We start from the raw sequence: 25191 nt of genomic DNA on the forward strand, positions 1-25191 counted from the left end.
CCACAGGCCTGTGACCTGCGATGATGCTCTCGATCACGTATTTGTTACTTCATTACGTCCCCTTTCGGACAGCAATGGAAACCACTCGCCACGCTCGCTTGTCCGGCTTTTCCACCTCGCCGCTGACCGAGAGCGGCGACTGTCGCTGGCACCGCCCTACTACGAGCGCAGCCTGATACGTCCCCGGGCGCTCGTGGAGTCGCTGGATGACATCAGTGAACAGGAAATCGACTCCCTGCAGGACGAGTTTGCCGAGCTCGTTCCCTTGTTCGATGCCCTCCGGGGGATCGGACGTACGCCGTTTCCGGCGCGAGAGCTGGAGGTCGACTCGGACGTCGAGAACCTCGGGCTGGAGGTCGGCCTCCTCGGCATCGATCTTGGTACCCGCGATGACACCGAGCGATACCGCGTCCCGGAGCTGTACCGAAAGGCACTCGGTATGGGGCGTAAGGGGACGTAATGAAGTAACAAATACGTGATCGAGAGCATCATCGCAGGTCACAGTCCTGTGGAGGGTTCGAAATGCGCAAGTTATTTCATTTCGACTCCTAAGGGCCAGGCATAAAACGAGCGCCGGCTGTAACGGCTCGACTCGAGCCGCGCGGCTGGCCCCGGCCCGCGCGGCTGGTCAGGCCGGCGGGTTCTCGCGCCAGCGGGAGGTGATCGGCAGTCGGCGGTCGCGGCCGAACGCCTTGGAGGTCACCTTCGGCCCGGGCGGGTTCTGTCGGCGCTTGTACTCGGCGAGGTCGACGAGCCGGATCACCTTGTCCACCACGGCCGGATCGTGCCCGGCCGCGATCAGCTCGGCCCGGCCCTGGTCGTGGCTGACGTAGTCGTCCAGGACGGGATCGAGGATGCCGTAGTCGGGCAGCCGGTCGGAGTCGAGCTGGCCCGGGGCAAGCTCGGCGGACGGCGCCTTGACGATGATCTCCTCGGGAATGGGCGGCACCTCGCCACGCTTCTCCGCGGCGGCGTTGCGCCAGCGCGCCAGCTCCCAGACGCGGGTCTTCGAGACGTCCTTGATGGGGGCGTAGCCGCCGGCGCTGTCTCCGTAGAGGGTGGAGAACCCCGTTGCCAGCTCGCTTTTGTTGCCGGTGGTGAGGATCAGGTGCCCATGCTGGTTCGACAACGCCATGAGCAGCGTTCCGCGCACCCGGGCCTGCAGGTTCTCGTCCGCGAGGCCGTGCAGCCCGCCGAGGGGGGCGGCGGCGGCGCGGAACGCGGCGGCGATCGGCTCGATGGGCACCACGGAGTGCCGCGTGCCCTGGCGGCGGGCGAGCTCGGCGGCGTCGGTCACCGAGTGCCCCGACGAGTAGCCCGAGGGCAGGGCGACGGTGTGGACGGCGCCGGCGCCGATCGCGTCGACCGCGATGGTCGCGACGAGCGCGGAGTCGATACCGCCGGACAGCCCGAGCGCCACCGAGGAGAAGCCGTTCTTACGGATGTAGTCGCGGGTGGCGGTGACCAGCGCGGTGTACAGCTCCCCGGCGGGCTCGGGGCGGTCGGCGACGACCGGCGGCAGGGGGGTGAACGGTGCCAGCGGCTCGGCGGCCAGTATCGTGCGCGTCACCGTCATCGTCGTGCCATCCTCGGCGTCGATGGCCCCGGCGTCGATGGCCCCGGACACCGCCCGCGCCGGGCCGGGACCGGCCGCGGGCAGGTCCAGGTCGGTGATCAGCAGCGCCTCGCTGAAGACCGGGGCCCGCGCGACGAGCTCCCCCGCGGCGTCGACGACGAGGGAGTCCCCGTCGAAGACCAGCTCGTCCTGCCCGCCGACGAGGTTGACGTAGGCCAGGGCGGCCGCGGCCTCCCGGGCGCGCTCGGCGCACAGGGCGTCGCGCTGGAAGGACTTCCCCTGCTCGTAGGGGGAGCCGTTGATGCACAGGACGAGGCCGACCCCGGACCGGCGGGCCACGGTGATCGGCCCGCCCTGCTGCCACAGGTCCTCGCAGATCGTCACGCCCACGTCGATCCCGTGCAGCCGCAGCACCGGAAAGGCCGTGCCGGGCACGAAGTAGCGGAACTCGTCGAAGACGCCGTAGTTCGGCAGGTGATGCTTGGCGTAACGCGCGACGACCTCGCCGCCCCAGAGCACCGCGGCGGCGTTCTGCGGTTCACCGGCCGGGCGTCCCACACTCGGCGCGGGTTGCGCGGACGCATCGAGGTAGCCGACGACGACGGCGATCTCGCCACACCCCTCCTCGGCCAGCCGGCGGGCCAGGGCCACCAGCGCCCGCTGGCTCGCGGCGACGAAGGACCGGCGCAGGACGAGGTCCTCCGGCGGATAGCCGGTCAACGTGAGTTCACCGAAGGCGATCAGATGAGCGCCGTCGGCGACGACCCGTTTCGTCCAGGTACTGACCAGGTCGGCGTTACCAGCGAGATCCCCGACGGTCGTGTCCACCTGGGCGAGGGCGATCCGCAGCTGGGCCATGGTTGCAGCGTAGGCGGTCGCGGCGTGGGCCGTTAGGTCCCGTGTCGGGAGGGTAGGTAACACGCCGTTGGCGGACTGGTTGCTACCAGGCAACATCACAGCGACGAACGGATGTAGTCGCTATGCTCGGGATAAGCACATCGGGTGGCCCGTATCGTCGAGTCCACATCCTCAGCGCGGAGGCACTATGGACAAACAGCAGGAGTTCGTTCTCCGGACTCTGGAGGAGCGGGACATCCGCTTCGTTCGGCTCTGGTTCACCGACGTACTTGGGTACCTGAAGTCGGTAGAGATCGCCCCCGCGGAGCTCGAGGGGGCGCTGGCGGAGGGTATCGGTTTCGACGGGTCCGCCATTGAGGGCTTTGCGCGGGTACACGAGGCCGACATGCTGGCCCGGCCCGACCCCTCCACCTTCCAGGTGCTTCCCTGGCGCGGTGAACATCCGCTCACTGCCCGGATGTTCTGCGACCTCGTGATGCCGGATGGCACGCCCGCCGCCGCCGACTCGCGCTGGGTGCTGCGGAGCGCGCTAGCCAGGGCGGCCGACGCGGGGTTCACGTTCTACACCCATCCGGAGATCGAGTTCTTCCTGCTCAGGGAGCCGCCGAAACGCGGTGGCCCGGTGCCCCCGCCGGTGGACGAATCAGGCTACTTCGACCTGACCCCCAATGACATCAGCCATGATTTCCGGCAACAGGCCATCAGCATGCTCGAACGGCTGGGCATCTCGGTGGAGTTCAGCCACCACGAGGTGGCCCCCGGCCAGCAGGAGATCGATCTCCGCTACGCCGACGCCCTCACCATCGCCGACAACATCATGACCTTCCGCCAGGTGGTCAAGGAGGTGGCGTTGCGGCAAGGTATTTACGCCACCTTCATGCCCAAGCCGTTCGGTAACCAGGCCGGGTCGGGGATGCACACCCATCTGAGCCTTTTCGAGGGTGACCGCAACGCCTTTCACGACCCGACCGATGACTATCAGCTGTCCAAGGTGGCGAAGGCCTTCATCGCCGGGCTCCTCGCGCACGCCGCCGAAATCACCGCGGTGACCAACCAGTGGGTGAACTCCTACAAGCGGCTCATCGGCGACCAGCGGGTCGGCGAGGTGCTGGAGGCGCCGGCCTATGTGTGCTGGGGCCACAACAACCGTTCGGCGCTCGTGCGGGTTCCGCTCTACAAGCTCCACAAATCCAACGCCACCCGGGTGGAGTTCCGGCTGCCGGACAGCGCGTGCAACCCGTATCTGACCTTCGCCCTGGTGCTGGCAGCCGGCCTGCGGGGTGTCCAGGGTGGTTACGAGCTGCCACCGGCTTCGGCGGACGACGTCTGGACGCTCACCGACACGCAGCGTCGTGAGCGCGGGATCACCGCTCTGCCCGGCTCGCTCGCCGAGGCGGTCAAGGTGATGGAGCGTTCCGCGCTTGTGCGGGAGACCCTCGGCGACGAGTTGTTCGACTTCTTCCTGCGGAACAAGCGGGCCGAGTGGCTGGAATACCGTCGGCAGGTGACCCCGTTCGAGATCGACCGGTACCTGCCGGTGCTATGACCGGGCGGACCGGCACCCGGCCCCCCACAGCCGGGGCGGGGCCGGTCGGGCCGGGACCGGTCGCGGCCCATCCGCGGGGGAGCTCGGTCGCCGCGCAGCTCGCGCGACTCGGCTTCACCGACGTCGACCGGGTCGAGACGACAATGCGCCGCCTCGGCCTGCTCAGCCCGGCCGTCCAGTCGCCCACCGCCGGCAGGGATGTCCTGCCCGGTCCCGCCACCGTGGGAATCGTGCGCGAGGAACGGCTCGAGGCCAACGTCGTGGTCGGCTCGCTGGCGGCTGCGGCCGATCCGGACCGGGCTCTCGCCGCGCTGGACCGGCTCGTGGACGCCCTCGGCCCGGCCGGGGGCGCGGCCTTCGTCGGTGCGCTGGCCCGCCACGAGGGGCTGCGGGAACGGCTCGCCGCCGTGCTCGGCGCGAGCATCGCGCTCGGCGATCATCTTGCCCGCCATCCGGCGGACTGGCACATCCTGGAAGCCGACGAGGTGGTCACCACCCCGCCGGAGGCGGCGAGCGTGCGGGCAGGTCTGCTGCGCGCGGTCGGCGCGGATCCGGACGATCCGGCGCCCCGGGCGGCGGGCGACGGTCCCCAGATCCTCGACGCCCTGCGGACCGCGTACCGCAGGGCGCTGCTGGTCCTCGCGGCGCGGGACCTGACCGGCGCGGTGCCACTCGACGAGGCCACGGCCGAACTCGCCGATCTGGCGGGATTCGCGCTGGACGCGGCGCTGGCGGTCGCCCGTGCCGGGCTCGACCCGCGGCTGCCCCCGGTCCGGCTCGCCGTGATCGGCATGGGCAAGTGCGGCGGACGGGAACTGAACTACGTCAGCGACGTCGATGTCGTGTTCGTCGCCGAGCCGACGGCACCCCGCGATGCGGCGAACGGTACGGCGAACGGGGGGAAGATCGGGGCGGAACCGGCCGGGCCGGCGGTACTGACGGCGGCGGCACGGCTGGCGGAGGGGCTGGTCCGAGCCGCCGGCACCGTCACCGCCGCCGGTGCGCTGTTCCAGGTCGATGTGGGGCTTCGCCCGGAGGGCCGGGACGGTGCCCTGGTCCGCACGCTCGCCAGCCATCACGCCTACTACCGCCGCTGGGCCCGGACCTGGGAGTTCCAGGCGTTGCTCAAGGCCCGCCCGATCGCGGGCGACCTGGCGTTGGGCGCCGAGTTCTGCGCGATGGTCGCGCCCATGGTGTGGACGGCGGCCTCCCGTCCCGGCTTCGTGGCCGACGTGCGGGCGATGCGGCGCCGGGTGGAGTCGACGCTGTCCCGCGCGGAGGCGGAGCGCAATCTCAAGCTGGGGCCGGGCGGCCTGCGCGACGTCGAGTTCGCCGTCCAGCTGCTGCAACTCGTCCACGGCCGGGTGGATGCCAAGCTGCGGGTCGCATCCACCCTGGGCGCCATCGACGGTCTGGCCCGCGGCGGCTACGTCGGTCGGCGCGACGCGGCCGGGCTCGCCGACGCCTACCGTTTTCTCCGTAACGCTGAGCACCGCCTTCAGCTGCAACGGCTGCGCCGGGTGCACACCCTGCCCCGGGACGCCACCGAGCTGCGCTGGCTGGCCCGGTCGATGGGGTTGCGCACGGCGGAGGCGTTCGAGGACGCCCACGCCCGGGTGGTCCGATCCGTCCGATCGCTGCACGAGAAGCTCTTCTACCAGCCGTTGCTGGAGGCGGTCGCCCGCCTGTCGACGGAGGAGATCCGCCTTACTCCCCAGGAGGCGGCCGACCGGCTGGCCGCGCTCGGATTCGCCGCGCCGGACCGGTCGTTGCGCCATATCGAGGCGCTGACCAGAGGGGTGAGCCGGACGGCCGCGATCCAACGCCACCTGTTGCCGACGATGCTGCCCGCCTTCGCCGACGCCCCCGATCCCGATGCCGGGCTGCTGGCCTATCGCCGGGTCAGCGAGGCACTCGGGCGCGCCCCGTGGTATCTGCGGCTGCTGCGGGACTCCGCCGGCGCCGCGGACCGGCTCGCCCGGGTACTCGCGACCAGCCGGTACGTGGCGGACCTGATGGCCCGCGCGCCGGAGTCGGTGCGGCTGCTGCGCACCGAGGACGATCTCGTCCCGGTGCCGCGGGAGGCACTGGTCCGGACCATGGTGGCGATCGCCCACCGCAACCCCGACTGGGAGGAGGCCGTCGGGCGGGCCCGGGCGGTGCGCCGCGTCGAACTGGTCCGGGTCGCCTGCGCGGACCTGCTCGGCCTGCAGGACGTCGCAGCCGTGGGCCGGGCGCTGGCGGACGCCGCGGCCGCCACCATCGCCGCGTCCCTGCTTGTCGCCGAGCGCAGGGTCGCCGGAGGTGACCCGGAGTCGTTGCCGGCGCGGATCTCGGTGATCGCGATGGGCCGGCTCGGCGGCGCGGAGATGTCCTACGGCAGCGACGCCGACGTGCTGTTCGTGCACGAGGCCAGGCCAGGGGCGTCAGCGGACCGGGCGAGCAGGGCTGTCGCCGAGGTGGTCGGTGAGCTGCACCGGCTGCTCGCCGTTCCCGGACCCGATCCGGCGCTGCGCCTGGACACAGCGCTGCGTCCGGAGGGGCGCAGTGGCCCGGCCTCACGCACGCTGGAGGCGTACGCGGCCTACTACCAACGGTGGTCGCAGGAGTGGGAGTCGCAGGCGCTGCTGCGGGCGGAGCCCCTGGCCGGTGATCCCGGGCTTGCCTACCGGTTCTGCCGGCTAGCGGACACGGTGCGTTACCCGACCACGCTTCCCGCGGGCGCCCTGGACGAGATCATCCGCCTGAGCGGGCGGATGGAGCGGGAACGGATCCCACGGGGAGTCGATCGCGCGCTGCACCTGAAGTTCGGCCCCGGGGGGCTGACCGACGTGGAGTGGGCGGTGCAGATCCTCCAGCTGCGCCACGGCCGGCAGATTCCCACGCTGCGCACGACGTCGACGCTCGAGGGCCTGGGGGCCGCGGTCGTCTCCGGTCTGCTCGACGCGAGCGAGGCGGAGATCCTGCGCGCGGCCTGGATGTCCGCCTCCCGCATCCGGAACGCGAGCACGCTGGCCGGCTGGCCGCGTCCGGACGTCGTCCCTGACCGCCCGCCCGGTCTGGAGGCGATGGCGAGCGCGGCGGGATATCCCTCCGACCGGGCCGGCGAGCTCGTCGCCGAGCACCGCCGGTCGGCGGCGCTGGCCCGCGCCGTCGTCGAGGAGGTGTTCGCGCGCGAGCGGACCGCGGATTTCGGCTAGCACGCCCGGTGGTGCCGGAACCGCGCCACCGTAAGACCGGGCAGGCGGTCGTGTCGTCGGGAGTACCGCCACGGCAGCCTGTGCTCCGGCCTGGTGACCGTTCGTCAGACGGTTGCCCCGGCCGGGGCCGGGGTGGTCTGGGACGGCACGAACAGCGTCGGCTTATCGCCGGCCAGGGCGCTGCAGCAGGTGTCAATCATGAGCGCGGAGACCAGGTACGGGTCCATGTTCGCGTTCGGGCGGCGGTCCTCCAGCCAGCCCTTCTTGGCCTTCTCGACAGCCCACGGAATCCGGATCGACGCGCCGCGGTCGGAGGCGCCCCAGGAGAACTTGTTCCACGGAGCCGTCTCGTGCTTACCGGTCAGTCGGTCCTGGATGCCGTGACCGTAGTGGGTCACGTGCTCCAGCACCCGGGTGCCGAGCGCCTCGCAGCAGGCGACGATGGCGTCCCAGCCCTCCATCGTCTGCCTGGTGGAGAAGTTGGTGTGCGCGCCGGCACCGTTCCAGTCGCCCGGGACCGGCTTGGCGGCGAACGACACCTCGACGCCGTAGTCCTCGGCGATCCGGTGGAGCAGCCAGCGGCCCAGCCAAATCTGGTCGCCGATCGCCGGGGCGGGGAGCACGCCGATCTGGAACTCCCACTGGCCCATCATGACCTCGGCGTTGGTGCCCTCGATGGCGAGACCGGCGTCGAGGCAGGCCTGCGCGTGCCTTTCGACGATCTGGCGGCCGGGCATCTTCGAGCCGCCGACGCCACAGTAGTACGGTCCCTGCGGCGAGGGGTAGCCGACCTCCGGCCAGCCGTAGGGACGGCCGTCCTTGAAGAAGGTGTACTCCTGCTCGATGCCGAACATCGGCGTCATGTCGGCGTACTTCTCGGCGACGGTCCGGGCGGCGGCCCGGGTGTTCGTCGGGTGCGGCGTGAAGTCGGTCAGCTCGACCTCGCAGAGCACCAGGAGGTTGTCGCCACCCCGCAGCGGGTCGGGCGTGACGAAGACGGGCCGCAGCACGCAGTCCGAGTTCGATCCGGGCGCCTGGTTGGTGCTCGAGCCGTCGAAGCCCCAGATCTCCGGCTCCTTACCGTCCCTGATGATGCGGGTCTTGCTGCGCATCAGCGGCTCGGGCTCGGTGCCGTCGATCCAGATGTATTCGGCCTGATAACTCACTCATACTCCCCGTGGTTGATCCTGCACGTTACGGAGCGGCTTCGTGATCGGCCTGGCCAGCCGACCCAGGCCGCGAATGACGGGAGGGTTCGACCGGAGCCTTGTCGTGCCCAGTTACCTTCCTGTTCCGTGATTGTTAATTTTCGGTCTCTGCTATGTCACGAAAGGCTGACCCTGGGCGATCGGGGCCGACTGCCGTCCGGGATTTTCGGAGTCCCCGGCTCCGCTTTCGTGTCGTGGTGTCCCGGCGGGTGTCGGAGGGAGATGGCCGGTATTCCGGACCGCGCCGTTCCGCATAGACGTGAGGCCCGCCTCCGACGTCGTCGAAGTAGGGCCTCGGGGAATTAGTATATTAATTTTCAATGTGGGTTCGGGGGTTTCGCCTGGTACCCCGGGAAAGGGTCCGGGCATCCCCTGCCCGTGATCTTTCTGGCGCTCGCCGGCACTCGGTGGATATCGGCGGGCCTTCGGCCGGTCTCCGCCCGGAGATGGCGGCGCGACCTGGTTTCCGTACGCGTCCCCGGCTCGAAGAGGCCTTCTGCCACCGCGGCGAAGGACCAGACGAACCGCAGGGGTCAATCGGGGCCGCCCGCCTCGAGAGCGTGACCGACCCCCCGCGGTTCACCGTGCCGCACCTGTCTGGGAGCAGGCCGCGGTCACCGCCTCGGCGCCCGCCGGATCACCCGCGGCCCGGCGATGGGTCAATGGCCGGAACCTTACGGCTGGGCGTCAGATGTCGTAGTAGAGGGTGAACTCGTAAGGATGCGGCCGCAGGCGGATGGCGTCGACCTCGTTGACCCGCTTGTAGTCCAGCCAGGTCTCGATCAGATCCGCGGTGAAGACGTCACCCTCCCGCAGGAACTCGTTGTCCGCCTCCAGCGCGTCGAGCACCTTCTCCAGCGAACCCGGGACCTGGGGAACCGCGGCCAGCTCGTCCGGTGGGAGGTCGTAGAGATCCTTGTCGATCGGGTCCGGCGGATCAATCTTGTTCCGCACGCCGTCGAGCCCCGCCATCAGAATCGCGGCGAAGGCGAGATACGGGTTGCAGCTCGGGTCCGGCACGCGGAACTCGACCCGTTTGGCCTTCGGTGAGTCACCGCTGAGCGGGATGCGGCAGCACGCCGACCGGTTGCGGGCCGAGTAGACCAGGTTGACGGGCGCCTCGTAGCCGGGCACGAGCCGACGGTAGGAGTTCGTGGTGGGGTTGGTGAAGGCCAGCAGCGCCGGGGCGTGGTGCAGCAGCCCCCCGATGTAGTAGCGGGCGGTGTCCGAGAGACCGCCGTACCCGTTCGGGCTGTAGAAGAGCGGCTCCCCGTCCTTCCACAGGCTGGAGTGGACGTGCATACCGGATCCGTTGTCCTCGAACAGCGGCTTCGGCATGAAGGTAACGGTCTTGCCGCGGCCGCGGGCGACGTTGCGGATGATGTACTTGTAGAGCATCAGGTTGTCGGCGGTCTTCAGGAGCGTGTCGTACCTGATGTCGATCTCCGCCTGGCCCGCGGTGCCGACCTCGTGGTGCTGCATCTCGACGGTGATACCCGTCTCATAGAGCACCCGGGTCATCTCGGAACGCAGGTCGGTGAAGTGGTCCGTGGGCGGCACCGGGAAGTAGCCGCCCTTGAACCTCGGCTTGTACCCGAGGTTTCCGCCCTCTTCCTTCCGGGAGGTGTTCCAGGCGGCTTCGACCGAGTCGACCTGGTGCATCGACCCGTAGGGGTTGTAGTCATAGCGGACATCGTCGAAGATGTAGAACTCCGCCTCCGGACCGAAATACGCGGTGTCCGCGACGCCGGTGCCCCGGAGATAGGTCTCCGCCTTCTTGGCGATGTTGCGCGGGTCCCGGGAGTACTGTTCCTTGGTGATCGGGTCATGGATGAAGAACGTCATGGCGAGGGTCTTGTGCTCGCGGAAGGGGTCCACGAAAGCGGTGTGCGGGTCCGGCAGCAGCAGCATGTCGGACTCGTGGATGGCCTGGAAGCCGCGGATCGACGAGCCGTCGAACATCAGGCCTTCGGTGAACACCGACTCCGCGAAGACCTGGGTCGGGATGGTGAAGTGCTGCATGATCCCGGGAAGATCGCAGAACCTGACATCGATGAACTGAACGTCTTCGTCCCGGATATAGCGAAGCACGTCTTCTGCTTTTGCGAACATTCGTCCTCCAGCATCGCGTCACGCTTCTTAGGGCCACAGGTTACGCCATGTTGGCGTGTCTCCGGTCACCAGGCCGTCGGCGCACGACATCACGGGATAGTTTCCGTAGCGTTACCGAAACCTACTTAATCACTCAACGTGATGAGTTGGGTGCATGTTGCGGTGCCACATAAGCTTGCGTCGTGGGACGAGCACTTGGAGGCTGGCTTGACGGGCCAGGTCTGCCGCGGGACACCCCGCCCGGGGTACGCCTCGGGTTGCCGCGGGACGGCCGAGGATCCGTGGTCGGGTTCGGTCCGCGCCTGCTGGCCTACCTCGTGGACGCGGTCGCCGCGAACCTGATCGTCGGCATGCTGTACATCGTCGGACTGAGCTACACCGCCGACGCGCGTGGCCTCGCGATCTACGCGGTCTTCCTGCTCGAGGAGCTGATCCTCGTCGGTACGGCCGGCCAGACGATCGGCATGCGGCTGGTCGGCATCCGCGTGATCCGGCTGCGTGACTGTGGTCGGCAGTCCTGGCCGTGGATCGTCGTGCGTACCGTTCTGCTGGGCCTGTTCATCCCGGTGTTCATCTGGGACCGTGACCTACGCGGCCTTCACGATCGCGCCGCCGGGACCGTGGTGGTGCGCGACCCCGTGGGCTCCGGCCCCGAGAAGCCCGGCCCCGAAAAGTAGCGCGGATCCCTCCACTACGGGGCTTCGGGGGTGGTCCACCGTGGGTGGCACGGCGGACCACGCCTGGCGGCGGCGCTAGCGGATGCGGCCGCCGCGCGGGATGTTGCGGGGGATCGGTCCCTTCGGGATCGGCAGCGCTGCGCCGCCCATCGCCCGCAGGCGACGGTCAAGGGCATCGACCTCGCCGCGGCGCAGGGTGCGCCGCAGCCGCATCAGGGTGCTCTGCAGCTTGGGCAGGGGAGTCTCCCCCTCACTGGTGCCGACGATGATGTCGGTCACCGGCGTGTCGCCGACGGCCTTGCGGATCCGGCGCTTCTCGGCGGCGAGCAGTTCCCGCGGGCCACGCCCGTGACCCTCCGCGATGATCACGACCCCGGCGCGGCAGACGACACGGTGCACCACATCCTGATGCCGGTTGACGCCGACGGCGGGGGTGAGGCGCCAGTCGCCCCGCATCCGTTCGATCACCCCGGCGGCGGCGCCCGGTTTGCCTTCCATCTCGGTGTAGGCGGTCCGCTGCACCCGTCGGCTGAACAGGTTCAGGGCGACGACCACCCCGAGCAGGAGGGCGATCGGAATCCACAGGTACAGCGGACCGACGAAGATTGCGAGCACGATGCCGACGGCGACCGGAGCGAGGAAGCCTGCCAGGGTGATCCAGAGCGCCTGCGGATCGCGTTGCCGGGTGACCTTGTAGATCATCCGGAGTTGGGTGACCCGGGTGGTGAATCCCTTTCCCGGTCCCGCCTCGCCGCTGCGGCCGTTCCGACCGGCCGCGCCACCCTTGCCGGCCGTGCCGGGGATCTTCCCCGCGGCGCCAGGATTGGTGCCGCGCCTGCCAGCCGCGCCGTTCTTGTCGGCTGCGCCCGCCGACTGGTCCTTCCCCGCCGCTCCCGGGGTCGCCGACCCCGGGGCGTCCGTCGGCTTCTTCTTCAGTGCCATGACCGCGAGCCTACGGCCTCCTGGCTGGCGGTAGGCATGCTCGTCCCGCGCCCGCCGATCGCCATTGGCCGGCGGGAAGTCCGGCGGATCTGACTGCCGGGCGTGATCAGGGCGTGACGCGGATCAGTGCTGGGTGGCGACCGCGAGCGGACGCGGGGCGGCGGCCCGGGGTGGTGACTCGGGGCGGCGCGGGCGTGACCGGCGTGACCGACAGCGGCACGGTGGTGTCCATCCATCGATAGCCGGTCGTCACGTGCAGATCGGTGGCCGCCCGCCACGCGTTACGACGCGCGGTCTTCTGACCTCCGTGCGGCAGCAGCAGCAGGGTCACTTCTTCGAGAACGCTGAGCAGTGAACGGAGCACGATGGGAACGACCTCCCGGCACGGTCGTGGGCACACACCTCGATGATGGGCGAAGAGGATGACCCCCACGTAACAAGGGGGTAACGCTAAGCTAATTCTAGCTGCTTCGAGGAATGGTCACCACGGACTCGGCCGTTGCCCGTGAGAGTTCTCCGACCCACTTTCCGGGGGAACGGACATTTCGCTGCGACCCTGGTCACGTGCCGTCATCGCTTGCTGGTAGAGACGGCCGGCCCGGTAGGAAGACCGGACGAGCGGACCGGACATCACCCCGGAGAAGCCGAGCTCCGCGCCGACACGTTCCCAGTCGAGGAACTCCTCCGGCCGCACCCACCGCTCGACCGGATGGTGCCGCGGCGTCGGGCGCAGGTACTGGGTCACGGTGAGTAGCTCACACCCCGCCGACCGCAGATCCCGCAGGGCCGTGTGGATCTCCTCCGCCGTCTCACCTAGACCCAGGATGAGGTTCGACTTCGTGACCAGCCCGGACTGGCGGGCCTGGCGCAGCACGTCGAGTGAGCGTTCGTACCGGAACGCCGGCCGGATCCGCCTGAAGATCCGGGGTACGGTTTCGAGGTTGTGGGCGAGTACCTCGGGCGCCGCGCCGAACACCTCGCCCAACTGGTCGGGCCGGCCGCCGAAGTCCGGGATCAGGACCTCCACGCCGGTACCGGCCGAGCGAGCGTGGATCTGGCGGACCGTCTCCGCGTACAGCCGCGAGCCGCCGTCCGCGAGGTCGTCCCGAGCGACTCCGGTGACCGTCGCGTACCGCAGGCCCATGGTGGCGACGGACTCCGCCACCCGGCGCGGCTCGTCATGGTCGAGCGGTGCGGGCCGCCCGGAGTCGATCTGGCAGAAGTCGCAGCGGCGGGTGCAGACCTCCCCGCCGATCAGGAAGGTCGCCTCGCGGTCCTCCCAGCATTCGTAGATATTGGGACAGCCGGCTTCCTCGCACACCGTGTGCAGCCCGGCCGATTGGACCAGCCCCTTGACGTCCTGGTACTGCGGGCCGGTGCGCAGCCGAGTCCTGATCCACGATGGCTTGCGTTCGATCGGCGTCTGCGCATTACGGGCCTCGATGCGCAGCAGCGGACGACCCTCGGGGGCGACGGCGATCATACCACCAGCTCCATCTGCTCAGCTTGCTCAGCGACCGGTGCGAAGAAGGGGCCGCTCCGCGGCCAAGCGAATTTCGGCGAGGAATCGCTGTATGTCCCATGCTTCGCGGTAGGGGACCGCGGAAAGCCTGAGAACATCCACAATCATAAGCCTGCCGGCTCAGTCGCGGGGCACCGCGGGTAGCAGACGGGGCACCACCGCGGTCTCCACGGCGGTGCCGTCCGGACCGCGTTCGACCCGCCAGGCGTGCACCCCGGGCCGGTCGGCCACCGCCTCGACGAGATCGGTGCCGTGGAAGTGCAGACCCACTCCGTCGTCGGTCGCCCATCCGGCCGGCAGCGTGCCCTCGGCGACCAGCCGCTGGAACAGCGGCCGCCGGCCGGCCTCCGAGTCGTAATGCGGGGTGTTGCTGAAGGGCAGCAGGCCGAGGCCGTTCGCCACCGGGCGGAGATCCGGGCCGAAGGAGTCGGTGGTGCCGCCCATATGCCAGCACAGTGAACCGGCGGAGACTCCGCCGAGCACGACCCCCGCCTCCCACGCCTCGCGGAAGATCTCACCGAGCCCGTGCACGGCCCAGACCGCGAGCAGATTGGCGACGCTGCCCCCGCCGACCCAGACGACGTCCTGCGCCAGCAGATGGGCGCGGATGTCGGCGATGTTCGGCATCGGGAACAGCGTGAGGTGGGAGACCAGCACGTCGGGTCGGTCGCGGTTGAACGCCGCGTACCCGCGGGCGTAGGCGGCCTGGTCGTCGCCCAGGGCGGTCTGCAGCAGGCAGACCCGGGGCCGTGCGCCCGTTGCGGACAGACTGATGGCGTGATGGAGGATGGGACCGACCTTGGCTCCGTAGCGGCCGTCCGGAAGGAAGCCACCGCTGGTGGCGAGGATCTGCACAGGTTCGTCGCTCTCTGAAGGCTGTCGCACGTGACGGTCATCGATCGCATGCCCCGCGGCGGATCGTAAAAAGTTATCCACAACCGGACGAAGAGGTATGCAGACCGGACGAGTTTGAGCCTAGCGTCGCTTCTTGTGACCTTCACCGACGATTCCGCGGACAGACCGGCCCGGCGCGTCGGCCGCGTACCCGAGGTCCCGGGGGTGAGCATGCGTTCCCGCCTGCGGGACGCCGGCTCTGGAGAGCTCTGGTCGGGTCAGTTCGACCAGTCCGGGATCGAGTGCGTGGTGCGGCGGGTGCGGCTGGCGCCGGACCCAGTGCTGCGTTCCGCGGCGGTTATCGCGGCCCGGGCCCTCGTGGACCTGGAGCATCCCCATCTGGTGCCGGTCGTGGCGGTGTTGCCGACCGCGGAGGGCCTGGCGTTGATCACCGAGCCGGTCGTCGGCGGTGTCAGCCTCGCGCGGCTGCTCGCCGCCCGCGGGGACCTGGACCCCGGTGAGGTCGTCACGATCGGTCTGCCGATCGCGCAGGCCCTGGCGGCCGCGCACGCCGTCGGCGTCGTGCATGGCCGGCTCGAGCGTGAGGACATCCTGTTGGAGCCGAACGGGCGTCCGGTTCTGATCGGGCTCGGGGCCGCGGCGCTGGCCGACGCCGCCAGACCGGATCCGATTCCACCCGAGGCCGCGTCTGCGGATGTCCATGATCTGGCCACTCTGCTGCTCGGGGCGATGCGTGAGGCCACCGGGCCGGACGCAGCCGCGGTGGCGGTGGTGACCGCCATGATCGACGACCCGCGCCGACGACCGAGTGCCCTGGAACTCGCCGCGTCGCTGGCCCGCAGTGCGACTCCGCTCCCGGTCCGCTTGGTGGGCGGCGGCGAGCCGGGTGGCGCGGCGCGGCGCGGCCCCTCGCCGACCGAAACCCTGCCGGTGATCCCCCGGGTGGACCCGCCCGGCGATCCGGCCCCGCCCGACCGAACCATCACCGGAGCGACGGCCGTCGACGCCGCGGAACTGCTCGACTCATTGCCGCCACCGCCCCGACGGTCGACCCGTGCGACGACCAACCCTCGGAAGGCCGCCCGCGGTGGCGGCCGGGGTGCCGGGGGCAACGGGTCGGCCACCGGGGGTGCGGCCACCCCGGGGGGCCTCAGCTCTCCGGGCCGAAGCACCCGGCCGACCTCCGCGCGCCGACCGCGTCGGGTGGGAGCCCGCCGCCAGCGATTGCTGTTCCCGGTGACCGCCGGGCTGGGCCTGCTGGTGGTCGTGGTGGCCGTCGCGTTGCTGCTGGCCAGCCCGGAGAAGGACGATGCGCCCGGCGCGGCCGGGACATCTGCGCCACCAACCGGTGCAGCCTCCGCGGCTGGGCGGGAACCGACGGCGTCGCCGGTCGCCAATCAGTCGCCCGAGCAGGTCTGGCGTTCGGTACTCGCCGAGTTGAACACCGCGCGCAGCCGTGCGTTCGAGCGGGCTGACGAGAACCTCCTGACAGAGTCTGATGCCGCGGGTAGTGAGCTGCACGCTTCGGACGTCGCGCTGATGAGGCAGGTGGTCGCGAGGGGGGCGCATGCCTCGGCACTGCGCAGCGACATCCTCGATCTCAAGGTCCGGGTCGAGGAACCGGACCGCACCGTGCTGCGGGTCACCCAACGCCTGAACGCCTACGACTTCCTCGACGCCGGGGGGAAGGTGCTGGCGCATCAGGCGGCGAAGCCGCCGGAACGGCGTGACCTCACCCTGATCCGTACCGGCTCCGGCTGGCGGGTCTCGGAGAACGTCCCGGTCCCGGCCGGCTGACCGTCCGGTCAGCCGGCCGGGACCGGGCTACAGACCGAGTTCGGCTTCGAAGGCTCCGTTTTCCAGCCGGTGCTTAATGAAGGCCAGGAAGCGAGCTGCGTCGGCACCGTCGACGATGCGGTGGTCGTAGGTGAGGGACAGGTACACCGTCGAACGAACCGCGATGATCTCGCCCAGCTCCGGATCGTCGACGACGGCCGGCTTCTTCGTCACGATGCCGGTGCCGAGGATGCCCACCTGCGGCTGGTTGATGATCGGTGTGTCGAACAGGGCGCCTCGACTGCCGGTGTTCGTCAGGGTGAAGGTGCCCCCGCCGAGCTCGTCGGGCGAGATTCGGTTGGCCCGGGTGCGGCTCGCCAGGTCGTCGATCTTGCGTGCCAGCCCGATGAGATTGAGATCGCCGGCGTTGTGGATGACGGGCACGACCAGACCACGCTCGGAGTCCACGGCTATGCCGAGGTTCTCCTCCCCGTGGTAGGTGACCGTGCCCGCCTCGACGTCGATGCTGGAGTTGAGCTGCGGGAACTCACGCAGCGCCGCGCAGGTCGCCAAGGCGAAGAACGGCAGGAATGACAGCTTGATGCCCTCCCGAGCCTGGAAGTCGCTCTTCGCCCGGTCCCGCAGCCGTGCGATCCGGGTGACGTCGGCCTCCACCACGGTGGTGAGCTGCGCGCTGATCTGCAGCGACTCGACCATGCGGCGAGCGACCAACGCCCGCAGGCGGGAGAGTTTCTCGGTCCGTCCGCGGACGGGGGCTGCGCCGGTCGGCGCCACGGCCGGGGCAGCCGGGGCTGTGGGGTGGGCCGCGGGAGTCTCCTGCGCTGCGGGAGCCGCGTCCCGCGACCGGGCGGCGTCCTGGATGTCCTGCTTGGTGACACGTCCACCCGGCCCGGTTCCCGCCACGGTCCCCAGGTCCACGCTGAGCTCGGCGGCCATCTTGCGCACGAGCGGGGTGACGTAGCGACCGATGCCGTCGCCGTTCCCGTTGGCGGCGGCCGGGATCTGGGCCGGGACCGGGGTGGGCTCCGGCTGACGAGCGAACGCCGGTGCCGGCGTGGGCGTCGGTGCGGGTGCGGGTGCGGGCGTCGGAGTAGGCGGAGGCGGAGGCGCCGCGGCAGCCGGCTTCACGGGTTCCGGCGCGGCGGGCGCCTGCGCGGCCTGCGCCGGTGCGGCGCCGCCACCCGCGGACCCGTTGTCGATCACCGCGAGCTCGACGCCGACCTCGACGGTCTCATCCTCGGCGACCTTGATCGAGCTGACGACACCGGAGGCGGGGGCGGGGATCTCGGTGTCGACCTTGTCGGTGCTGACCTCGAGCAGTGGCTCGTCGGCCTCGACGCGTTCACCCTCCTGCTTCAGCCACCGTGTGACGGTTCCCTCGGAGACACTCTCCCCGAGCCGGGGCATTCTGACAGATACAGACATGCGGAACGACTCCTTCGTCGCGTCCGGCATCTGCACCGCGCGGGCGGCCGGCCGGAGGCGCTCATGCTTGGCGTGGCCTGAATCCTGGGCGGATCGGGCCGCGGGGGTGGCGCGGGCAGGCACGATCCAGGGCGGTGCCCGCTAACCGTGGACGTGAAGGGGCTTGCCGGCCAGCGCCAGATGCGCCTCGCCGAGAGCCTCGGACAGCGTGGGATGCGGGTGGATGAGCTGGGCGACCTCGGCGGGGAACGCCTCCCAGTTGGTGATGAGCTGAGCCTCGGCGATGAGCTCGCCGACCCGGTCGCCGACCATGTGCACGCCCACCACCGGACCATCGGGGACCGCGATCAGAGTGACCGCACCGGAGGTCCTGAGGATCTGGGACTTGCCGTTGCCCGCCAGGTTGTAGGTGACCGTCTTGATCTCGCCGTACCGCTCCCTGGCGACCGCGGCGGTCAGGCCGACCGAGGCCACCTCCGGATGGGAGTAGGTGACCCGCGGAACGTTGTCGTAGTCGACCGGCACCGGGCCCAGCCCGGCGAGCTGCTCTGCGACGAAGATGCCTTCGGCGAAGCCGACGTGGGCGAGCTGGAGCCCGGGCCGCAGGTCGCCCAGCGCGGACACGGTCGGAATGTTCGTGCGCAGCTGACGGTCGACCAGCACGTAGCCGCGGTCGGTCGCGATGCCGACCTCCTCGTAGCCGAGACCTTCCGAGACCGGTCCACGACCGACTGCGACGAGCAGCAGTTCGGCCTCGATGGTGGTCCCGTTCTCGAGGGACACCGTCACGCCTTGGTCGGTGGACTTCACCCCGGAGAACCGCGCGCCGAGATGCTGCTTGATGCCGCGCTTGCGGAAGGCGCGCTCCAGCAGCTTGGAGCTGGACTCGTCCTCGAGCGGGACGAGGTGCGGCAGCGCCTCGACGATGGTCACCTCGGCCCCGTAGGACCGCCAGACGGAGGCGAACTCGCATCCGATGGCCCCGGCGCCCAGTACCACCGCGGAGGCCGGCACACGGTCGAGGGCCAAGGCGTCATCGCTGGTGATGACCTTGTCGTGGTCGATGTCCAGGCCGGGCAGGGTCTTGGAGTACGAACCGGTCGCGAGCAGGACGTGCCGCCCCTCGATGACCCGGTCTCCGACGGCCACGGCGGTCGGGGAGACCAGCCGGCCGAATCCCTCGACGACCTCGATCCCCCGGGACTTGATCAGGCCGGTCAGCCCCTTGAAGAGCCCGGCGACGACCGAGTCCTTGTAGGAGTTGACCGTGGCCATGTCGATGCCGTCGAGGGTCGAGCGAACCCCGAAGGCCTCGCTTTCGTTGATGTTGTCAACGATCTCCGCCGAATGCAGCAGCGCCTTGGTCGGGATGCAACCTCGGTGCAGGCAGGTGCCGCCGAGCTTGTCCTTCTCGATCAGAACGACGCTCAGGTCGAGTTCCGCGGCGCGCAGCGCGGCGGCGTATCCGCCGCTGCCGCCACCGAGGATGACCAGGTCGACGGGACCGGCCGCTGAATTCGTCACGCCAGGGGTCCCTTCTCGTTGAATCCTGAGGTCTTGCTGGTGGTGCTGAGAGCGTTACTCGTAGTGCCCGCTACGCTCGGCGGCGAAGCCGGTGGAGCGGTTGGCCGCCGCTCCCGACGGCGTTCCCGCCGCTGAGCGCGGCCGCCGAAGCAGGAGCGTCAGGCCACGACTCGCCTAGCCACGGCGACCGGATGCCAGTCTTTCACGTCGTGCGTCCACTGCCGCTCGGATGGGCGTGAGTGTGCTGCATTGCGCGATGCGCCAGCAACCGTTGTGTACCTACCTTCCTCCGCAGGTCAGCTCTCAGCCGGGGAACCAGTGGCCGAACCGGGGGAGGCCACCATCGCCGCGCGGTCCTGCGCCAGCTGGACGAGCGTGCGTACGATCATGCCGGTCCCCCCCTTGGGGGTGTGGCCGTAGGGCTCTCCACCGTTCCAGGAGGGACCGGCGATGTCGATGTGCGCCCAGGACACCTTCTCGGGGACGAACGAGGCGAGGAAGTGCGCGGCGACCAGCATGCCGCCATCCCGGTTGCCTCCCGGTGGCACGTTGGCGATGTCGGCCACTGTTGAGTCCAGTCCCTTGCGCAGATCCGGCGGAAGGGGCATCGGCCAGACGCTCTCGCCGGCGGCGGCGGCCGCCGCCGCGACCGCGTCCACCGCGGCCGCACGACCCATCAGCCCGCTCGTCCGGTGGCCGAGGGCGACAATCTGTGCGCCGGTCAGGGTGGCCACGTCCACGATCAGGTCCGGTGACTCCTCGTTGGCGCGGACGAGGGCGTCGGCGAGCACCAGCCGGCCCTCGGCGTCGGTGTTGAGCACCTCCACCCGGGTGCCGCCGCGCAGGGTGAGAACGTCGGAGGGACGGATCGCGTCGCCCGAGGGCATGTTCTCCGCGCAGGGCATCCAGCCGGTGAGAGTGATCGGGAGCTTGAGCCGGGCCGCGGCGATGACGGTGCCGAGCACCGCGGCCGCGCCCGCCATGTCGGTCTTCATCCATTCCATGGATGTCGACGGCTTCAGGGACAATCCCCCGGAATCGAAGGTGATGCCCTTGCCGACCAGCGCCAGCGCCGGCCGCTCGGATCCACCGCCGCGCCATTCCAGCCGCACCAGCCGCGGCGGATTCGCGGATCCCTGGCCGACACCGAGCAGGCCTCCGAAGCCGCCCTCGGCGAGCGTCACCTCGTCGAGGACCTCGACTGTCACGCCGGCGGCGGTGGCCCGCTCGACGGCGATGTCGGCGAGCAGGGCGGGGGACAGATGGCTCGGCGGAGTGTTCACCAGATCGCGGACCAGGGTGACCGCATCCGTGATGATGACGGCCCGGCGCAGTTCCTCTTCCGCCGTCGGGAGGCTCTGCTCGTCAACGAGCAGCGTCAGCTCCTCGACGGGGCGTGGGCGGCCGTTCGCTGACGTGGTGCGCAGCCCGTCATAGGAGTAGGTGCCGAGCAACGCGCCTTCGGTCACGGCCCGCACCGACTCCGGCGTGACCGCGCCCGGCGCGGCCGCCAGAGCGACGGCCACCCGCGCGGTCCCGGCGAGGGAGCGCACCGCGACCCCGGACGCCCGGCGTAGTGCCTCGGTGTCGATCGGCGTGGACGACATCGGCGTGGACGACGTGGCGAGGGGGCCCAGCCCGACCGCGAGGACCGTCGTGCAGGGCACGGCACCGAGGGTGGCGAAGCGGACCGTTTCGCCGGCCTTGCCGGTCGCACCCAGCGAGGCAAGCACCTCCGTCAGCCGGCCGCCGAGCGCGGTGTCCAGGTCCGCCGCGCCCCCGGTCACGAGGAGCCCCTCGTCGCCGGTGGCGGTGCCGATCACCACCGCGTCCACATCGAGATCGGCGAGAGCGGCGGTACTGGGCACGATGGTGGTCATGCAGTGAGCGTATTGAACGGGACGTCTTCCCGGCGGTGATCCGGACGCCACCGGCGGGTGGCCGGAGGCCAGGCCCGCGGTCGTTTCGGCCGGTGCCGGCCTGATACTAGGCTGCTGGCCATGGCAGAGCTGCGTCGATCCCCAGAGCTGCGTCGATCCCCGCTGTACGACCGGCACGTCGAGCTGGGCGCGAAGATGGCCGGGTTCGGTGGCTGGGAGATGCCGATCGAGTACGCCGGCCGCGGGGTGCTCGCCGAGCACCAGGCGGTCCGCGGCGCGGTCGGGATCTTCGATGTCAGCCATCTCGGCAAGGCCAGGATCGCCGGCCCCGGCGCCGCCGCCTTCGTCAACGCCTGCCTGACCAACGACCTGCGCCGGATCGGCCCCGGCCAGGCGCAGTACACCTTGTGCTGCGAGGAGACCGGCGGGGTCGTCGACGATCTGATCGCTTACCTGTACTCCGGCGAGGAGGTCTTCCTCGTCCCGAATGCCGCGAACACCGCACAGGTCGTCGCTCGCCTTGCCGCGGCGGCGCCGGCGGGCGTGTCCGTCACCGACCTGCACACCGGGTACGGCGTGGTGGCGGTCCAGGGACCGGCCTGCGTCGACCTGCTCGGCGCCCTCGGCCTGCCCACCGGCGGGACGTACATGAGTTTCGTCGACGCGGAGTGGAAGGGCCACCCGGTGATCGTGTGCCGGTCGGGCTACACCGGAGAGCGAGGCTACGAGCTGTTGCCCCGTTGGGACGACACCCCTGCGCTGTGGGATGCGCTGTTCGCGGCAGGTGAGCCGCTCGGCGTCGTGCCGGTCGGCCTCGGCGCCCGCGACACGCTGCGGACCGAGATGGGGTATCCGCTGCATGGCCAGGACCTCTCCTTGTCGATCATGCCGGTCCAGGCCCGCTCCGGATGGGCCGTTGGCTGGGACAAGGATCGCTTCTGGGGACGCGACGCCCTGCTCGCGGAGCGGTCCGCCGGCGCCTCCCGCCTGCTGTGGGGGCTGCGGTCCACCGGCCGGGCGATTCCCCGTCCGCACATGACCGTGACCTCCGCGGCTGGTGCCACGGTCGGTGAGGTCACCAGCGGCACGTTCTCTCCGACGCTGCGCCAGGGGATCGGACTCGCCCTGCTGGACCGGTCCGTGCAGGCGGGCGACACGGTGAACGTCGACGTCCGGGGCCGTCCGAGTCCCATGACGGTTGTCCGGCCGCCGTTCGTCGGGTCCTCGCCCAAGTAGCCCAGCCGCCGGGCGGGCCTGCCCGGCGGACTCCAGCGGGCGGCGTCCGCCGCGCTGTCAGTGCAGGCCGAGGGCGTGCAGGACGGGCGTCGGGATCGTCATGGCCATGGCGAGCAGGGTCGCCGCCGCGGTGATCTCGATAAGCCCGCCGAGGATGTCTCCGGTGATCCCGCCGAAGCGCGTGAGCAGATACCGCCGGAGCAGGAACGAGACGCCTGTCCCGACCCAGACCGCGAGGACCGCTCGCAGCGCCCGGCCGGGGTCGCCGCCGTCGAAGTCCAGCAGTCCGGCCAGCGCCGCGACGGCGCAGACAGCCAGGAAGGACAGCACCGCGTCCCGGGTCCGCACGGTTCCCGCGACCAGCGCACCGAGGCCATCCGGCCGAGCCGGCGGGATGGCGCCGGTACAGGCCAGGGTGGCCGCGAGCCTGCTGGTCATCGCGGCGACCAGAATCGACAGCGTGCCGCGATGCGCCGAGATCGTCGTGCTCAGGGCCCCGACCTGAAGCAGCACCACGAACAGGACAATGATCGCTCCGAAGGCTCCGATGGTCGACTCGCGCATGATCTCCAAGGCGCGATCCCTGCCCCGCGCTCGCCAGGCGCCGAGCCCGTCCCCGAGATCGGCCAGCCCGTCGAGATGCAGGCCCCGGGTGACCAGAGCGAGCACCGCGACGCCGACGACGGCCGGCAGCAGGGTCTGGGTGCGCTGACCGGGAACCGCCGTGACGATCCGGGTGGCGAACACCGCACTGCCGGCAAGCAGCCCCAAGGCCAGGCCGACGAAGGGTGCCAGGGCCATCGCCCGGCCCGCGAGCCGCCGGTCGGTGTGCTCCGGGCCCCGCAGCGGCAGGACGGTGAGCAGCGTGAATGCTGTTCTCGCCTCGAGCATCACGGGGCACCGGCCGCGGGGCCTGAGCCCTCCTGGCTGCCGCTGACCTCGGCTTCCCCGCCGACCTCGGCTTTCCCGCTGACACCGGCCTGGTCGAACGTCGCCATCTCGGCCAGCGTGGCCTGGGCCGCCCGCAGGAACGGAACGGCGAGGAGCGCACCGGTACCCTCCCCGAGACGCAGGCCGGCGTCGACCAGGGGGGTCAGACCGAGTGCGTCCAGTGCGATTCCCTGGGCGGGCTCGGTGGACCGGGTGCCGGCCACCCACCACTGGTTTGCTCCCGGGGCGATCCGCTCTGCGGCCAGCGCCGCCGCGCAGACGATCACACCGTCGAGGATGACCGGCGTCCGTCGCACGGCGGACTGCACCAGCAGCCCGGCCAGGGCGAGCAGATCGGCTCCACCGACGACCCGCAGCACCGAATGCGCGTCGCCGGTGAACAGCCGGCCGCGCCGCATCGCGTCCCGGATCGCGGTCGTCTTGATCATCCAGCGTTGGTCGTCGATCCCCGTCCCGCGGCCGACCACCTCGATCGGCTCCCGGTCGCACAGCAGCGCCACGATGGTGGCTGCGGGGGTTGTGTTGCCGATCCCCATCTCGCCGGGAACAAGCAGGTCCGCGCCCGCGTCGATCTCCTCGTCCGCGATGAGTCGGCCGACGGCGAACGCGGCGTCCGCCTCCGCGACCGACAGCGCATCGGTGCGGTCGATCCGTCCGCTCGACCGTCGCACCCGATAGCGCTCCGGTGCGGCCGATCCATCCACCCCGCCCGGCGTGAGGGGCCGCGCGGTGTCCACGGACACGTCCACCACGCGCACGGCGGCCCCGACCTGGCGGGCCAGCACGTTGACCGCCGCGCCGCCCGCGGCGAAGTTCGAGACCATCTGGGCGGTCACGTCGCTGGGGAAGGCGGACACCCCGGCCTGGGCGACACCGTGGTCGCCGGCGATCACGACCGCCCGGATCCGGGCGAAGGGACGGGGCGGGCAGGTCGCCTGTGCGCCGGCGAGCCAGATGGACAGATCCTCGAGCCGGCCCAGCGCCCCGGGTGGCTTGGTCAGTTCGGTCTGCCGCTGGCGAGCCGTCGCCATCGCGTCGGAGTCCAGCGGGGGAACGGCGGGAACGGCGCTGCCTGACGCATCGGGATCCACGGGATCCTTACTACCTGATCCGCTCGGTCGGCAACGCACCACATCCCCGCGAAGGTATCTCCCAGCGGTCCCCGTACCGCATGATTGTGCCGATCGGCGCGGCCGGGACGGTTGGTCCTTGCCGGCGTGGCTGGCAAAGGCCGGTTGCGGAGGCGGCGGGCTGTTGAGATCGGGTACTTTGCCGGATGTGTCAGCGCCCGCGGTGCCGGTGCCGGCCGTTCCCATCGGGGGAGCGGCGGGCGGGCACGAACGCCGGGTGTTCCTGAGCCACACCGCTGAGCTGCGTCGTTTTCCGCGGGACCGCTCGTTCGTGGCGGCGGCCGAACGTGCTGTCGCGCTGGCCGGGGACCGGGTCATCGACATGGCGTACTTCGGGGCTCGCGACGACGATCCGGCGGAGTTCTGCATCCGCGCTGTCCGCTCGTCCGATGTCTACATCGGCCTCATCGGCTTCCGTTACGGCTCCCCGGTGCCCGGCCGGCCGCAGGTCTCGTACACCGAGCTGGAGTTCGACACGGCAACCGCCGCCGGGATCCCCCGCCTGGTGTTCCTCCTCGACTACTACGCCGAGGTGCCGTTCGGAGACTTCGTCGACGACCTGCATCCCGCTCGCCAGAAGCGATTCCGTGCCCGGCTGCGGGAATCGGGCATCATCACGACCGACTTCCGCAACGCGGGTGACCTGGAGACCGCCGTCCTCGACGCCCTGGTGAAGCTGCGGGAGAGCTAGCGCCGGGAGGCGGCCGCGGGCAGGTCGCTCCTGGCGGGGCCGTCCACCGCGGTGGACCAGG

At 70.5% G+C, this 25191-nt stretch carries 19 protein-coding genes; 7 read left to right on the top strand and 12 right to left on the bottom strand.

Annotated elements, in window-relative coordinates; all coding sequences use genetic code 11:
* Nucleotides 1-460 (top strand): hypothetical protein (locus AC08OU_RS00955; RefSeq protein WP_476604084.1); only part of this gene is annotated, 460 nt, incomplete at its 5' end.
* Nucleotides 461-628: 168 nt separating this feature from the next.
* Here the strand turns inward: AC08OU_RS00955 and AC08OU_RS00960 are convergent.
* A complete protein-coding gene (locus tag AC08OU_RS00960) occupies nucleotides 629-2434 on the bottom strand; it encodes an NAD+ synthase (RefSeq protein WP_476604085.1) in 1806 nt (601 codons plus the stop codon).
* 187 nt (nucleotides 2435-2621) lie between these two features.
* Here AC08OU_RS00960 and AC08OU_RS00965 point away from each other — a divergent pair, with 187 nt between their 5' ends.
* Together AC08OU_RS00965 and AC08OU_RS00970 are read left to right on the top strand one after the other, a co-directional pair.
* Complete coding sequence (locus tag AC08OU_RS00965; protein ID WP_462187556.1) at nucleotides 2622-3980, top strand: glutamine synthetase family protein; 1359 nt, start codon at nucleotides 2622-2624, stop codon at nucleotides 3978-3980.
* Entirely contained in the window at nucleotides 3977-7180 is a 3204-nt protein-coding gene (locus tag AC08OU_RS00970; RefSeq protein WP_476602023.1) for a bifunctional [glutamine synthetase] adenylyltransferase/[glutamine synthetase]-adenylyl-L-tyrosine phosphorylase, read from the top strand. Before AC08OU_RS00965 ends, AC08OU_RS00970 begins: the two co-directional genes overlap by 4 nt.
* Nucleotides 7181-7284: 104 nt before the next feature.
* Here the strand turns inward: AC08OU_RS00970 and glnII are convergent, their stop codons facing one another.
* Complete coding sequence (gene glnII, locus AC08OU_RS00975; RefSeq protein WP_476602022.1) at nucleotides 7285-8346, bottom strand: glutamine synthetase GlnII; 1062 nt, start codon at nucleotides 8344-8346, stop codon at nucleotides 7285-7287.
* 729 nt (nucleotides 8347-9075) lie between these two features.
* On the bottom strand, nucleotides 9076-10500 hold the full coding sequence (gene glnA / locus AC08OU_RS00980; RefSeq protein WP_462187559.1) for a type I glutamate--ammonia ligase: 1425 nt from the start codon (nucleotides 10498-10500) through the stop codon (nucleotides 9076-9078).
* A 182-nt stretch (nucleotides 10501-10682) separates the two neighbouring features.
* On the opposite strand from glnA, the gene AC08OU_RS00985 reads away from it, so the two are divergent.
* Complete coding sequence (locus AC08OU_RS00985; protein ID WP_462187560.1) at nucleotides 10683-11177, top strand: RDD family protein; 495 nt, start codon at nucleotides 10683-10685, stop codon at nucleotides 11175-11177.
* A gap of 75 nt (nucleotides 11178-11252) precedes the next feature.
* On the opposite strand, the gene AC08OU_RS00990 is transcribed toward AC08OU_RS00985, so the two are convergent.
* From AC08OU_RS00990 to AC08OU_RS01005, 4 genes are all read right to left on the bottom strand, one after another.
* The gene (locus AC08OU_RS00990) at nucleotides 11253-12119 is read right to left on the bottom strand and encodes a DUF4191 domain-containing protein (RefSeq protein WP_476601291.1); all 867 of its coding nucleotides are present in this window, start codon (nucleotides 12117-12119) and stop codon (nucleotides 11253-11255) included.
* A gap of 106 nt (nucleotides 12120-12225) precedes the next feature.
* On the bottom strand, nucleotides 12226-12483 hold the full coding sequence (locus AC08OU_RS00995) for a hypothetical protein (RefSeq protein ID WP_476601290.1): 258 nt from the start codon (nucleotides 12481-12483) through the stop codon (nucleotides 12226-12228).
* A 117-nt stretch (nucleotides 12484-12600) separates the two neighbouring features.
* Nucleotides 12601-13602, bottom strand: a complete 1002-nt coding sequence (lipA, locus tag AC08OU_RS01000) for a lipoyl synthase (RefSeq protein WP_476601289.1) — start codon at nucleotides 13600-13602, stop codon at nucleotides 12601-12603.
* Between the two features lie 159 nt (nucleotides 13603-13761).
* Nucleotides 13762-14496, bottom strand: coding sequence for a Type 1 glutamine amidotransferase-like domain-containing protein (locus AC08OU_RS01005; RefSeq protein ID WP_476591715.1), 735 nt, complete (start codon nucleotides 14494-14496; stop codon nucleotides 13762-13764).
* A 210-nt stretch (nucleotides 14497-14706) separates the two neighbouring features.
* Here AC08OU_RS01005 and AC08OU_RS01010 point away from each other — a divergent pair, with 210 nt between their 5' ends.
* Nucleotides 14707-16293 (top strand): protein kinase, encoded by a 1587-nt coding sequence (locus AC08OU_RS01010; RefSeq protein ID WP_476601292.1) that lies wholly within the window; start codon nucleotides 14707-14709, stop codon nucleotides 16291-16293.
* A gap of 27 nt (nucleotides 16294-16320) precedes the next feature.
* On the opposite strand, the gene sucB is transcribed toward AC08OU_RS01010, so the two are convergent.
* From sucB to AC08OU_RS01025, 3 genes are all read right to left on the bottom strand, one after another.
* A complete protein-coding gene (sucB, locus tag AC08OU_RS01015; RefSeq protein ID WP_476601288.1) occupies nucleotides 16321-17841 on the bottom strand; it encodes a 2-oxoglutarate dehydrogenase, E2 component, dihydrolipoamide succinyltransferase in 1521 nt (506 codons plus the stop codon).
* An 18-nt stretch (nucleotides 17842-17859) separates the two neighbouring features.
* Nucleotides 17860-19242: a dihydrolipoyl dehydrogenase gene (gene lpdA / locus AC08OU_RS01020; RefSeq protein WP_462186327.1), complete on the bottom strand. Its 1383-nt coding sequence runs from the start codon at nucleotides 19240-19242 to the stop codon at nucleotides 17860-17862.
* A gap of 296 nt (nucleotides 19243-19538) precedes the next feature.
* Entirely contained in the window at nucleotides 19539-21122 is a 1584-nt protein-coding gene (locus tag AC08OU_RS01025; protein WP_476599314.1) for a leucyl aminopeptidase, read from the bottom strand.
* Between the two features lie 120 nt (nucleotides 21123-21242).
* Between AC08OU_RS01025 and gcvT the strand changes: the two genes are divergently transcribed.
* Complete coding sequence (gene gcvT, locus AC08OU_RS01030; RefSeq protein WP_476599316.1) at nucleotides 21243-22358, top strand: glycine cleavage system aminomethyltransferase GcvT; 1116 nt, start codon at nucleotides 21243-21245, stop codon at nucleotides 22356-22358.
* A 57-nt stretch (nucleotides 22359-22415) separates the two neighbouring features.
* Here the strand turns inward: gcvT and cobS are convergent, their stop codons facing one another.
* Together cobS and cobT are read right to left on the bottom strand one after the other, a co-directional pair.
* Nucleotides 22416-23249: an adenosylcobinamide-GDP ribazoletransferase gene (cobS, locus tag AC08OU_RS01035; protein ID WP_462186333.1), complete on the bottom strand. Its 834-nt coding sequence runs from the start codon at nucleotides 23247-23249 to the stop codon at nucleotides 22416-22418.
* Nucleotides 23249-24400 (bottom strand): nicotinate-nucleotide--dimethylbenzimidazole phosphoribosyltransferase, encoded by a 1152-nt coding sequence (gene cobT, locus AC08OU_RS01040; RefSeq protein WP_476599318.1) that lies wholly within the window; start codon nucleotides 24398-24400, stop codon nucleotides 23249-23251. The genes cobS and cobT overlap by 1 nt, the downstream gene beginning before the upstream one ends.
* Nucleotides 24401-24587: 187 nt before the next feature.
* On the opposite strand from cobT, the gene AC08OU_RS01045 reads away from it, so the two are divergent.
* Nucleotides 24588-25130: a DUF4062 domain-containing protein gene (locus AC08OU_RS01045; protein ID WP_476604094.1), complete on the top strand. Its 543-nt coding sequence runs from the start codon at nucleotides 24588-24590 to the stop codon at nucleotides 25128-25130.
* Nucleotides 25131-25191: the final 61 nt, after the last annotated feature.

This window comes from Frankia sp. CcMO1, from assembly GCF_977945845.1.